At 72.9% G+C, this 11846-nt stretch carries 12 protein-coding genes; 8 read left to right on the forward strand and 4 right to left on the reverse strand.

All coding sequences use genetic code 11. From position 1 onward, the window contains the following. Nucleotides 1-41 precede the first annotated feature (41 nt). Both AEQ27_RS07800 and AEQ27_RS07805 read left to right on the forward strand, forming a co-directional pair. Nucleotides 42-947, forward strand: coding sequence for an alpha/beta fold hydrolase (locus tag AEQ27_RS07800; RefSeq protein WP_235451014.1), 906 nt, complete (start codon nt 42-44; stop codon nt 945-947). Further along, entirely contained in the window at nt 944-2041 is a 1098-nt protein-coding gene (locus AEQ27_RS07805) for a glycosyltransferase family 1 protein (protein WP_054146109.1), read from the forward strand. The genes AEQ27_RS07800 and AEQ27_RS07805 overlap by 4 nt, the downstream gene beginning before the upstream one ends. Nucleotides 2042-2066: 25 nt before the next feature. On the opposite strand, the gene AEQ27_RS07810 is transcribed toward AEQ27_RS07805, so the two are convergent. Together AEQ27_RS07810 and AEQ27_RS07815 are read right to left on the reverse strand one after the other, a co-directional pair. Next, nucleotides 2067-2714 (reverse strand): histidine phosphatase family protein, encoded by a 648-nt coding sequence (locus tag AEQ27_RS07810; RefSeq protein WP_054146110.1) that lies wholly within the window; start codon nt 2712-2714, stop codon nt 2067-2069. A 29-nt stretch (nt 2715-2743) separates the two neighbouring features. Then, nucleotides 2744-3586 (reverse strand): NAD-dependent protein deacetylase, encoded by an 843-nt coding sequence (locus AEQ27_RS07815; RefSeq protein ID WP_054146111.1) that lies wholly within the window; start codon nt 3584-3586, stop codon nt 2744-2746. A 103-nt stretch (nt 3587-3689) separates the two neighbouring features. Here AEQ27_RS07815 and AEQ27_RS07820 point away from each other — a divergent pair, with 103 nt between their 5' ends. Further along, the gene (locus AEQ27_RS07820; RefSeq protein ID WP_054146112.1) at nt 3690-4517 is read left to right on the forward strand and encodes an RNA methyltransferase; all 828 of its coding nucleotides are present in this window, start codon (nt 3690-3692) and stop codon (nt 4515-4517) included. Further along, a complete protein-coding gene (locus AEQ27_RS07825) occupies nt 4514-5746 on the forward strand; it encodes a D-alanyl-D-alanine carboxypeptidase family protein (protein WP_161805506.1) in 1233 nt (410 codons plus the stop codon). The genes AEQ27_RS07820 and AEQ27_RS07825 overlap by 4 nt, the downstream gene beginning before the upstream one ends. A gap of 40 nt (nt 5747-5786) precedes the next feature. Here the strand turns inward: AEQ27_RS07825 and AEQ27_RS07830 are convergent, their stop codons facing one another. Continuing rightward, the gene (locus tag AEQ27_RS07830) at nt 5787-6575 is read right to left on the reverse strand and encodes an SGNH/GDSL hydrolase family protein (RefSeq protein WP_054146114.1); all 789 of its coding nucleotides are present in this window, start codon (nt 6573-6575) and stop codon (nt 5787-5789) included. Between the two features lie 22 nt (nt 6576-6597). Between AEQ27_RS07830 and AEQ27_RS07835 the strand changes: the two genes are divergently transcribed. The 4 genes from AEQ27_RS07835 (at nt 6598) to AEQ27_RS07850 (ending at nt 11304) form a co-directional block, all read left to right on the forward strand. Next, nucleotides 6598-7800: an acyl-CoA dehydrogenase family protein gene (locus AEQ27_RS07835; RefSeq protein ID WP_054146115.1), complete on the forward strand. Its 1203-nt coding sequence runs from the start codon at nt 6598-6600 to the stop codon at nt 7798-7800. 79 nt (nt 7801-7879) lie between these two features. Continuing rightward, a complete protein-coding gene (gene dinB / locus AEQ27_RS07840) occupies nt 7880-9163 on the forward strand; it encodes a DNA polymerase IV (protein WP_054146116.1) in 1284 nt (427 codons plus the stop codon). A gap of 11 nt (nt 9164-9174) precedes the next feature. After that, nucleotides 9175-11031 (forward strand): DEAD/DEAH box helicase, encoded by a 1857-nt coding sequence (locus AEQ27_RS07845; RefSeq protein WP_054146117.1) that lies wholly within the window; start codon nt 9175-9177, stop codon nt 11029-11031. A gap of 18 nt (nt 11032-11049) precedes the next feature. Beyond that, nucleotides 11050-11304, forward strand: coding sequence for a hypothetical protein (locus tag AEQ27_RS07850; RefSeq protein ID WP_054146118.1), 255 nt, complete (start codon nt 11050-11052; stop codon nt 11302-11304). Here the strand turns inward: AEQ27_RS07850 and AEQ27_RS07855 are convergent. Then, nucleotides 11253-11819 (reverse strand): hypothetical protein, encoded by a 567-nt coding sequence (locus AEQ27_RS07855; RefSeq protein ID WP_054146119.1) that lies wholly within the window; start codon nt 11817-11819, stop codon nt 11253-11255. The two genes, AEQ27_RS07850 and AEQ27_RS07855, sit on opposite strands and share 52 nt — an antisense overlap. Nucleotides 11820-11846: the final 27 nt, after the last annotated feature.

Raw genomic sequence — 11846 nt, forward strand, 5'->3', positions numbered from 1 at the left:
GCGCGCACTCCGCCCAGCGCGTCGCTCGTAGACTCGGGCGCGTGATCGTCCGACCCCCGCGCGTGAAGTCGCCGTACCGTGCCCGCCTCGACGCCCGACCGGTGCGCGACGACGCCGTCGAGGTCGCCGGCAGCCTCACCCGCTACTGGACGTACGAACCACCCGAGGGGCAGGAGGCGCGGGTCACCGTCGTCGCGGTGCACGGCTTCCGGGGCGACCACCACGGTCTCGAACCCGTCGTGGCGCACCTCGACCACGTGCGGGTGGTCATGCCCGACCTGCCGGGCTTCGGCGAGTCGACCCCGTTGGACGGAGAGCACAGCGTCGCGGCGTACGCGCGCTGGCTGACCGCGTTCGTGGCGACCCTCTCGCTCGGTGACGACGTCGTGGTGCTGGGGCACTCGTTCGGCTCGATCGTCACGTCGGCCGCGGTGGCCGACGGACTCCGCGCCTCCCGGTTGATCCTGGTCAACCCGATCGCCGCCCCCGCCCTGCAGGGCCCGCGCGGCGTGGTGACCCGCCTGGCCGTCTTCTACTACTGGGCCGGCGCCGCCCTGCCGGAGCGCGCCGGGCAGCAGGTGCTGCAGAACGCCGCCGTCACGCGGATGACGAGCCTCGCGATGGTCAAGACGCACGACCGGGCCCTGCGCCGGTGGATCCACGACCAGCACGACAGCTTCTTCTCACGGTTCTCGGACCGTCGCGTGGTGCTCGACGCGTTCCGCGCCTCGGTCTCGAGCGACGTGAGCACGTACGCCGCCCGCGTCACCGTGCCCACCCTGCTGATCGCCGCCGACCGCGACGACATCACGGCCCTGCCGGCGCAGCACCGGCTGCAGGCGCTCTTCCCCGACGCGACGCTCGACGTCATCGACGGGGTCGGCCACCTGATCCACTACGAGAAGCCGCGCGAGGCCGCCGCCGCGATCGAGGCGTTCGTCCGATGAGGGTCGTCGTCGACTGCCGGTACGTCCGCGTCGGACGCCACGACGGCATCAGCCGGTTCAGCGCCGGCGTCGTGTCGGCCCTGGCCGAGCGCCACGAGGTGACGATGCTCGTCAGCGACCCACGCCAGCTCGACAAGCTGCCCGACCAGCCGCACGTGCTCGTCAGCGCGCCCACCAGCGTCCTCGAACCCCTCGTGGCCCGGCAGGTGAACCGGCTGCGCCCCGACGTCGTCTGGTCGCCCATGCAGACCATGGGCTCGGCCGGGCGCCGGTACCCGCTCGTGCTGACGCTGCACGACCTGATCTACTACACGAACCGCACGCCACCGCCCGAGTTCGCCCTGCCGATCAAGCTGCTGTGGCGGCTGTACCACCTGGCCTGGTGGCCGCAGCGGGTGCTGCTGAACCGGGCCGACGCGGTCGTCACGGTGAGCCGCACGACGCGGGACGAGATGCGTCGCCACCGGTTGACCCGGCGTCCCGTGACGGTCGTGTACAACGCGGCCGATCCGGTCGATCCGGTCGACGCGGTCGAGCCGCGCACCGCACCCGCGCGGCGCGACCTCGTCTACATGGGGTCGTTCATGCCGTACAAGAACGTGACCGCGCTGGTCAGGGCACTGCCGTTGCTCGACGGGTACCGACTGCACCTGATGAGCCGGGTGTCCGAGGCCGAGCGCGCCTCCTTGACGGCTCTGGCGCCGGTCGGGTCGCTGGTCTTCCACGACGGGGCGAGCGACGACGAGTACCGCGAGACCCTGCTCGGTGCGACCGCCGTCGTGACGGCCTCGCGCGCCGAGGGGTTCGGCATCCCGCTCGTCGCGGGCATGGCGCTCGGCACGCCGGCCGTGGTCAGTGACATACCGATCTTCCGCGAGATCGGTGGTGACGCGGCGCTCTACGTCGACCCGTCGTCGCCCGCGTCGATCGCCGCCGCCGTCCGCCGGCTCGAGGGCGAGTGGGAGGCGCGCTCGGCCGCGTCGGTCGAGCAGGCCGCCCGGTTCAGCTGGGCTGACTCGGCCGACGTGCTGCTGCGCCTGCTGGCCGACGTCGCCGCGGCGGGTAGCCACCGGCACCGGCGCTCGGGACGCTGACGGGCAGGGCGCTCGGGCGGGGGACTCAGGCCGGGTCGGCCGTGTCGCGCTCGAGCGCGTTCTGGTACTCGAAGGCGTAGGTGCCGGCGCGTTCGGACTCGACCTCGATGGGGTCGTCGAACTCACGCAAGGTCAGGGTGTCTCCGGTGACTTCGAAGGAGTGGATCGACCCGTTGCGGATGGGCACGCCGAGGTGCGCGTCGGTGTCGGGGGAGACGTGGTTCACCACCGCCCGGATGACCGCGCCGTGCGTCGCGACGACCACGGACGCGCCGTCGCCGTACCGGGCGGCGATCGCGGCGAGGGCGGGCAGCACCCGTGCGACGAGGGCCCCGCGGCTCTCGCGACCGGGCACCGGGGTGCCCGTGGGGAACCGTGCCTCGACCTGCTCGCCGGTCAGGCCCTCGGCATCGCCGTAGCGGCGCTCGGCGACCTCGGGGGCGAGCTCGGGCGCGGCCAGCCCCAGGCGCTCGGCGATGATCGACCCGGTCTCGGCCGCCCGCGAGAGAGGGCTGGCGACGACGGCGTCGAACCGGCGGCGGGCGAGGAGGTCGCCGGTCTCTCGGGCCTGCGAGCGACCGAGGTCGTTCAGGGGGATGTCGGTGGAGCCCTGGATGCGTCGGGCGCGGTTCCAGTCGGTCTCGCCGTGGCGGACCAGGTACAAGAGCGTCATCGTTCCTCCGGTGGGCACGGCCCCGGGGGTCACGCGACCAGGTGCTCGGCCAGGGCCGCCAGGGTCTCCGACGTGCCGGCGTCCAGCTTAACCGTGGCCCGCGAGTCACCCTTGGTGACGCCCCGGTTCAGGACGACCACGGGCAGCTTGCGACGCGTCGCCTGGTCGAGCAGGCGGATGCCGCTGTTGACGACCAGCGACGAGCCGGCGACGAGCAGCGCCTCGGCACCGACGACCATCGACCGCGCCTCGGCGAACCGCTCGGTGGGCACGAATTCGCCGAAGAACACGACGTCGGGCTTGAGCAGGCCACCGCAGACCGTGCAGGTCGGCACGACGAACGCATCGATGTCGTGCACCTCGACGTCGCCGTCCGGGGCGAGTCGCACCTGGTCGGGCTCGTCGATCCACGGGTTCTCGGCCGCGAGGCGCGCCGCGACCATGTCGCGGGCGAACGCCTGGCCGCAGGTGAGGCAGACCACGCGGTCGACGGTGCCGTGCAGGTCGACCACCCGGCGCGACCCGGCGCGGACGTGCAGGTTGTCGACGTTCTGGGTGATCACGCCGTTCGTCACGCCGGCGGCCTCGAGCCGGGCCAGCGCCCGGTGCCCCTCGTTCGGCCCGGCGGCGCGGAAGGACTTCCAGCCGAGGTGGCTGCCGGCCCAGTAGCGCTTGCGGTAGCCCTCACTCGAGAGGAACTGCTGGAATGTCATCGGGTTGCGCGGGGGAGCACCCTCGCCCCGGTAGTCGGGGATGCCCGAGTCGGTGCTGACCCCGGCCCCGGTGAGCACGGCGACGCGGCGCCCGCGGAGGGCCTCGACGGCCGCCTCGAGGGCCTGCTCGTCGGTGGGGACCGCGGGGTCGTTCGACACGGGTGGGGCTCCTTCGGGTGCGGTGACGCTAGCCTAAACGCGTCCCCCTCCGAATCGATTCCAGCGGTCGCCCGTCCGCCGGGGCCGTCCCCCGTGGAGCACCGTGCACGTCACCCGCATCACCGACCTCGACCACGAGGCCCTCGCCGACTACAACCGGCTCACCGACGTCGCCCTGCGACGCGTGTCCGAGCCCGAGGGCGGGCTCTACATCGCCGAGTCGACCAAGGTCATCGAGCGGGCGTTGCGGGCGGGCCACGTGCCCCGGTCGGTGCTGATGACCGACCGCTGGCTGCCCGACATCGAGCCCCTCGTGGCCGACCACGAGGGCGAGATCTTCGTCGGCGACGCGGCCCTGCTCGAGACCCTCACCGGCTACCACCTGCACCGTGGCGCCCTCGCCGCCATGCACCGTCCCGAGCTGCCCTCGGTCGGGTCGGTGCTCGACGGCGCCCGGCGCGTCGTCGTGCTCGAGGACATCGTCGACCACACGAACGTGGGCGCCATCTTCCGCGCCGTCGCGGGCCTGGGGGCGGACGCCGTGCTGATCACCCCGCGCTGCGCCGACCCGCTGTACCGTCGCAGCGTCCGCGTCAGCATGGGCACCGTCCTGCAGGTGCCGTGGACGCGCCTCCCCGAGTGGCCGGCCGGTGCCGGGCTGCTGCGCGACGCGGGGTTCGAGGTGGCCGCCCTCGCGCTGAGCGACGACGCGGTGACCCTCGACGCCTACGCGGCCGCGCCTCCGGACCGCGTCGCCCTGCTGCTCGGCACCGAGGGCGACGGGCTCAGCCGTGCCGCCCTGCAGGCCGCCGACACCGTCGTCACCATCCCGATGCTGCACGGTGTCGACAGCCTCAACGTGGCCGCCGCCTCGGCCGTGGCCCTCTGGGCCCTGCGCGTGCCGACGGGCGGGTCGGAGGCGGTCGCGTGACCGGCGTCGACGGGCGTCGTCGCCCGGGTGTCGTCCGGAGGCGCGTGGGCGTGATCACGCTGCCCGCCCTGGTCGTCGCCGTCGGCGGGTACGGCCCCCCCGCGCTGCTCGGCCCGTTGGCGCCCGCCGCGGCGGACGTCGCCGCCTACCCCGCGCCGGCCGAGGCGAGCCCCGACCTGACCTTCCCCGCGTACGGCGCGACGGCGGTCGAGGCGATCGGCTGGGACGACAGCCTGACGACGAGCGGCGACGAACGACCCCGCCCCATCGCGAGCATCAGCAAGGTCGTCACGGCCCTCGTCGTCCTCGACGAGAAGCCGCCCGACGGAGGCGACGGTCCGACCCTGACCTTCGGCCCGGCCGAGGCGGCCCTGGTCGACGCGTACCGGGCGCAGAATGGCAAGGTGGCGCCGATGGCGGCCGGTCAGGCCCTCACCGAACGCCAGGTGCTCGAGGTGATGCTGATCGAGTCGGCGAACAACTACGCCGAGGTGCTGGCCCGGTGGGCGTTCGGCAGCGACCAGGCGTTCGTCGACGCCGCGGCGGCCTGGCTCGCCGACCACGGCCTCACCTCGACCACGCTCGTCGAGCCGACCGGGCTGTCACCGCAGAACACGAGCACCTCGACCGACCTGATCGAACTCGGCCGGCTGGCCCTGGCCGACCCCGACGTCGCCCGCACGGTCGGCACGACGACGACGACCGTGCCCGGCATCGGTGAGATCAGCAACAGCAACGAACTGCTCGGGCTGGCCGGCGTCGTCGGCATCAAGACGGGCACCCTCGACGAGGCCGGGGCCTGCCTGTTGTTCGCGGCCGACTACACGATCGGGGGTCAGCAGGTCACGGTCGTGGGCGCCATGCTCGGTGGAGTGGACCACGACCAGCTGGACCGCGACGTGCAGGCCCTGCTCGCCAGCGTCGCCGACCGCTTCCGGACCGTCACGCTGACCACCCGCGGCGACGCCTTCGCCGACTACGACCTGCCCTGGGGCGACGCCGCCCGCGCGGTCGCCGCGGAGGACGCCAGCGTGCTCGTCTGGGGCGACGAGACCGTCGCGGCCTCGGTCGAGACCGACGACGTGGGGGCGGCCCCGGCCGGCACCCGCGTCGGTGACGTCATCTTCACCGTCGACGGAGAACGGCACGTCGTGCCCCTCGAGCTCGACGCGACCATCGGCGAGCCCGGGGCGTGGTGGCGGCTGACGCATCCCGACGAGGTGCTCTGAGGCGACGGCTCGGACGGCGACCGGCTCGGACGCCGACCGGTCAGACGTCGTCGCGATAGACCATCGTGACGGCGTCCGGCCGCTTGGCCTGGACGAAGTCGCCCGACGACTGGTGCCGGATGCGGCGCACGACCCAGGGCACGAGGTACTCGCGGGCCCAGCCCATGTCGTCGGCCCGGGCGCTGCGCCACGGTCGACGCTCGAGCGGCTCGGGCTCGTAGGGGGCGAGGTCGTTCTCGACCGCGAGGGCCTGGAGGACCATCCGGGCGATCGTGTGGTGGCCGAGGGGACTGAAGTGCAGCCGGTCGGGTGCCCACATCCGTGGGTCGACGAGCTGACGCAGCGCCCACATGTCCGCCACCACGGCGTCGTGCCGCAGCGCGATGGCGTGGACGTGCTCGTTGTAGATCGCGACCTTGCCGCGGAGGCGACCGAGGACGGGGGTCAGGCCGATGTCGGGGCCGGTGAAGACCACGACCGTGGCACCGTCCGACCGCAGCCGTTCGACCAGCCCCTCGAAGCGCGCGGCGACCTCGTCCGGGTCGGTGCCGGGGCGGATGATGTCGTTGCCCCCGGCCGAGACCGAGATGAGGTCCGGTCGCAGGGCGAGCGCGGCCCCGGACTGCTCGTCGTCGATCTGCTTCAGCAGTCGGCCCCGGACGGCCAGGTTCGCGTAGGCGAAGTCCTCGGTCGAGGCGCCGAGCACCTCGGCGACTCGGTCGGCCCACCCCCGGTGGCCCCCGGGGGAGCGCTCCTCGGGGTCGCCGATCCCCTCGGTGAACGAGTCGCCGAGGGCGACGTAACGGGACCACGGGTGTTGCTGACTCATGCGACCAAACTCCTCTCGACGCGTGCCCGCACCGAAGCCCGCCTCCGCGTCCGACCCGACCCGCGCCTCCTGGTCGCCCGACGAGCTGCTGCCCGACGGGCTGCTCGAACGCTTCCGAGGGCGGGCCGCGGGCCACGACCACGAGAACACGTTCCCCCACGACGACCTCGCCGAGCTGCGCGAGCGCGGTTACCTGCGGGCCTTCGTCCCGACCGACCGAGGAGGCGCGGGTCTCGGACTCGAGCAGGTCGCGTCCCTGCAGTCGCGCCTCGCGACCGCGGCGCCGGCGACGGCGTTGGCGGTCAACATGCACCTGGTCTGGACCGGGTGCGCGGCCGTACTGCGGGCCCGGGGCGACGACTCGCTGGACCTCGTCCTGGAGGACGCCGCGCACGACGAGGTCTTCGCCTTCGGCGTGAGCGAGCCCGGCAACGACCTCGTCCTGTCCGACTCGACGACCTCGGCCGACCCCACGGGTGACGGCGGCTACCGGTTCACCGGCACGAAGGTCTCCACCTCGCTCTCGCCGGTCTGGACGCGCCTCGGCGTCTTCGGACGGGACGACTCCGACCAGGACGCGCCGACCCTCGTCCACGGGTTCGTGCACCGCGACCAGCCGGGCCACACCTCGCTGGGGGACTGGGACACGATCGGCATGCGCGCGACACAGAGCCACACGACCCGACTCACCGCGGTCGAGGTACCCGCTGCGCGCATCGTCCGCCGACTGCCCGTGGGCCCGAGCGCCGACCCGTTCGTCTTCGCCGTCTTCGCCGTCTTCGAGACGACCGTCGCCGCCGTGTACCGGGGCATCGCCCGCCGGGCCCTCGAGCTCGCCGTCGAGTCGGCACTCGGGACGACCTCGCGGCGCGCCGGAGGAGCGGCCCGGGCGCTCGACCCGGTCGTGCGGTGGCGCGTCGCCGACGCCGGGCTGGCGGTCGACGGGCTCGAACCCCAGGTGGACCAGGTCGCCCGGGACGTCGACGCGCTCGTCGACCACGGAGCCGACTGGCCGAGGCTCGTGGTCGGGCTGAAGACGCGGGCCACCGAGACGGCCCGCGCGGTGGTCGAGCAGGCGGTCACCGTCGCCGGGGGTTCGTCGTACCGGTCGTCCTCCGAGCTCGGGCGCCTGCAACGCGACGTCCTCGCCGGACGCTTCCACCCGTCGAGCACCGACTCGGCACACGCGACGATCGCGGCGGCACTGCTCGGACCGGGGGCCTGACGGGGTCGTTCTCCCGGTCGACCGAGGGCGCCGCGGCCCGGGCGACGTCGATGTCGGTGGCGCATGTGAGGATGCTCCGGTGAGCAAACAAGACGGCAGCGGGCGACTCGTCACCACGGTGCCGACCGATGACGCGACCGCGCCGATCTTCCATGTCGACATGGACGCCTTCTTCGCCTCCGTCGAACTGCTCGACCACCCCGAGTTGCGGGGCCGGCCCGTGGTCATCGGGCACCGCTCCGACCGGTCGGTCGTCACGGCCGCCACCTACGAGGCAAGAAAGTACGGGGTCAACTCGGCGATGCCCATGGCGATCGCGTTGCGTCGCTGCCCGCAGGCGATCGTGCTCGAACCGCACTTCGAGAAGTACCAGCACTGGTCCTCGCGCGTCATGTCGATGTTCGACGACGTCACGCCTCTGGTCGAGCGCCTCGGCATCGACGAGGCGTTCCTCGACGTCAGCGGATCGATCCGCCTGATGGGCTCCCCGTTCGAGATCGCCACGGCGCTGCGTCGACGGGTGCACGCCGAGACCGGCCTGCACTGCAGCATCGGTGCCGCGTCCACCAAGTTCGTCGCCAAGCTCGCCTCGAGCGTCGCCAAGCCCGACGGGCTCCTGCTCGTGCCGCACCGCCACACCCTGGCCTTCCTGCACCCGCGGCCGATCAGCGCCCTCTGGGGCGTGGGCGGCAAGACCGGGCAGGTGCTGCTCGACCGGGGCCTGCGAACGGTCGGCGACGTCGCCGCCGCCCCCCTCGACATGCTCGTCCACGCGGTCGGGCCGGCGGCCGGCGCGAAGCTGCACGACCTGGCGTGGGGCCGCGACCCGCGCAGCGTCCACACCGAGACGGCCGAGAAGAGCGTCGGCAACGAGAACACCTTCGGCACCGACGTCGTCGACCCGGTCGTCGTCCGTCGCGAACTCCTCCGCCTGAGTGACAAGGTCGGCACCCGCCTGCGGGCCGCCGGCGTGAGCGGCCGCACGGTCGTGCTCAAGCTGAGGACGACCGACTTCGTGACCATCACACGGTCACGCACACTCGCCGATCCGACCGACCTCGGTCGCCGCATCTACGACGAGGTCGTCTCCCTGTACGAGGCCACGGGCAAGCAGCACGAACGCATCCGGCTCGTCGGCGTGCGCGTCGAACAGCTCAGCGAGGGGACGGGCGGCGACTCGCTCGGCCTGTGGGACGACGACGCCGACTGGCGCGAGGCGGAATCGACCATGGACGCCCTCAGGGCCAAGTTCGGGTCGGCCATGCTGACGCCGGCCTCGCTGCTCGGCGCCTCGCGACGTCGGCCCGGCGCGTCGGGTCGGGACGCGGGCGCCGCGTCCGTGGACGACGCCGGTCGAGGGTAAACTCGGTTCGAGTGAGCACCGCCAACGCATCCGACCCCGCCGGGGGTGAGCAGCACCTCGACGGCACGTCGTCCGACCCGCTCGACGTCGGCGTCTCGGCAGGCAACTCGGCCGCCGAACACCTCTCGCCCGCGTTCCCCGAGCGGGCCGCCTGGGGCACCGCCAGCAAGTTGCGCGCCTGGCAGGCCGACGCCCTCGAGCTCTACTTCTCGACGATGCCGAGGGACTTCCTCGCGGCGGCCACTCCGGGCGCCGGCAAGACGACCTTCGCCCTCCGCCTCGCCACCGAGCTCCTGTCCCGCGGCGAGGTCGACCGCGTCGTCGTCGTCGCCCCCACCGAGCACCTCAAACGCCAGTGGGCGGACGCCGCCGATCGGGTCAACCTCCGCCTCGACCCGATGTTCAAGAACGCCGACGGCACCTTCGGGCGCCACTACCACGGCATCGCCGTCACCTACGCCCAGGTCGGAATGAAGCCCGAGGTGCACAAGGCCATCACGACGGCCGGTCGCACCCTCGTGATCCTCGACGAGGTGCACCACGGCGGCGACGCACTGAGCTGGGGCGACGGCATCCGCGAGGCCTACACCGGCGCGACCCGCCGCCTCTCGTTGACGGGCACCCCGTTCCGGTCCGACACGGCGCCGATCCCGTTCGTGCAGTACGCCCCCGACGAGCACGGCATCCGCACCTCGAGGGCCGACTACTCCTACGGCTACGGTCGCGCCCTCGCCGACGGCGTCGTGCGCCCCGTCCTCTTCATGGCGTACGCCGGGCAGATGCGCTGGCGCACCCGGATGGGCGACGAGATGAGCGCGTCCCTCGGCGAAGCCGTGACGAAGGACATCACGGCTCAGGCCTGGCGCACGGCGCTGTCGCCCCAGGGCGACTGGATCCCTGCCGTCCTCTCGGCGGCCGACAAGCGTCTCACCGAGGTGCGCCGTGGCGTTCCCGACGCCGGCGGTCTCGTCATCGCCACCGACCACACCGCGGCTCGGCAGTACGCGGCCGTGCTCCAGAAGCTCACGGGCGAGCGCCCGACCGTCGTCCTGAGCGACGAGAAGGCCGCCTCCGACCGCATCCAGGCCTTCTCCGACGGTGACAGCCGCTGGATGGTCGCCGTCCGCATGGTGTCCGAGGGCGTCGACGTCCCACGCCTCGCCGTCGGCGTGTACGCCACCTCGGCCTCGACGCCGCTCTTCTTCGCCCAGGTCGTGGGTCGGTTCGTCCGGGCCCGGCGGCGGGGTGAGACCGCGTCGATCTTCCTGCCGAGCGTGCCCAGCCTGATGGCCCTGGCCAACCAGCTCGAACTGCAACGCGACCACGCGCTCGACCGGCCCACCGACGCCGACGACGGGCTGTTCGCGCCCGAAGAAGACATGATGGCCGCGGCCAACCGCGACGAGAAGGCGTCGAGCCTCCTCGAGCAGCAACCCTTCGAGGCTCTCGACTCGCAGGCCTCGTTCGACCGGGTGCTCTACGACGGTGGCGAGTTCGGCACCGGAGGCGAGATCGGCAGCCTCGAAGAACTCGACTTCATCGGGATCCCCGGTCTGCTCGAGCCCGATCAGGTGCGCGACCTGCTGCGACAACGCCAGGCCACCCAGGCCCGACGGGCTCCGAAGACCGGGTTGCCCACGACGACTCCGGTCGACGAGGCCCGACCTCTCTACCAGACGATCAAAGAGCAGCGGCAGGAGCTCAGCCGGCTGGTGTCGATCTGGTCGCGTCACTCGAACGAGCCGCACGGGCTGATCCACGCCGACCTCAGGCGCATCAGCGGGGGCCCGTCGGTCGCCCAGGCCAGCACCGAGCAGATCCAGAAGCGCATCGACGTGCTGCGCGGTCGCCTCGGCCAGCGCGCCTGACCCGGGTACGATCGACCGATGCTCGACGAGAACGTCCCCGACCGGTGGACCGTGCGTGCCGACCCCGAGGCTGCACCCGAGGCGGTCGTCGAGCGCTTCGGCGGCGGGTACCGGTTGAGCCGGTGGAGTCCGACCGACGCCGAGCCGGCCCGGCTGGGCGTCTACACGTCCCCGGATCTCGCCGAGACCGCCTGGTGGCGACTCGTCGACCGCGAGCGGGGTCAGGGCAGGCGGACGATGTCGACCAAGCGGACGGGGCTCGAGGACGCCTGAGGGACGGCATCCCGGGCTGCGTGGCCGTCGGTTCCGCTGCCCGCGTCGAGCAGGGACACGCCGTCGTCGCCGCACAGGAGCACCGGTCGGACCTCGAACGGTCGTCCTCGACCGAGCGCCTGGAGCCCCTCGGCCCACCGACGGTCCGAGGGACGGGGCGACGCGGCCCCGACCCTCTCGAGGACGAACGCCACGGTCGCGGCGCCGAACTCCGTGGCGACGGCTGCCAGGGCATCACCGTAGTGGTCCAGGGCGGAGGTGTCGGGCACCTCGGGGATGCCCTCGAGCGGCACCATGAGGGGCAGGGGGACGTCGTCGTCGTCGAAGAACAACGTCCAGAGCTGACGACGCACCGCCACCGGGACGATGGCGTCGACGTGCCGGACGAGGTCGTCGACGTCGCGGACGGGCGCGTGCGGATCGGCGACCCGTGCCGGTTCGGACGCGTCGCGGGCACTGATCGCGTCGGCAGGAGGGCGGTCGAGGGTGGTGTCGAGGACCGAGGTGAGTGTCATGGGTCGAGCATCTCGGGCCGCCACCAC

The sequence above is a fragment of the Frigoribacterium sp. RIT-PI-h genome (assembly GCF_001297205.1).
In the GTDB taxonomy this organism is placed as follows: Bacteria; Actinomycetota; Actinomycetes; order Actinomycetales; family Microbacteriaceae; genus Frigoribacterium.

What these genes read in the sequence shown, in the direction of transcription:
- AEQ27_RS07805 (WP_054146109.1), top strand. Translation starts at nt 944, where the DNA reads ATGAGGGTCGTCGTCGACTGCCGGTACGTCCGCGTCGGACGCCACGAC.
- AEQ27_RS07810 (WP_054146110.1), bottom strand. Translation starts at nt 2,714, where the DNA reads ATGACGCTCTTGTACCTGGTCCGCCACGGCGAGACCGACTGGAACCGC.
- AEQ27_RS07830 (WP_054146114.1), bottom strand. Translation starts at nt 6,575, where the DNA reads ATGAGTCAGCAACACCCGTGGTCCCGTTACGTCGCCCTCGGCGACTCG.
- AEQ27_RS07850 (WP_054146118.1), top strand. Translation starts at nt 11,050, where the DNA reads ATGCTCGACGAGAACGTCCCCGACCGGTGGACCGTGCGTGCCGACCCC.
- AEQ27_RS07855 (WP_054146119.1), bottom strand. Translation starts at nt 11,819, where the DNA reads ATGACACTCACCTCGGTCCTCGACACCACCCTCGACCGCCCTCCTGCC.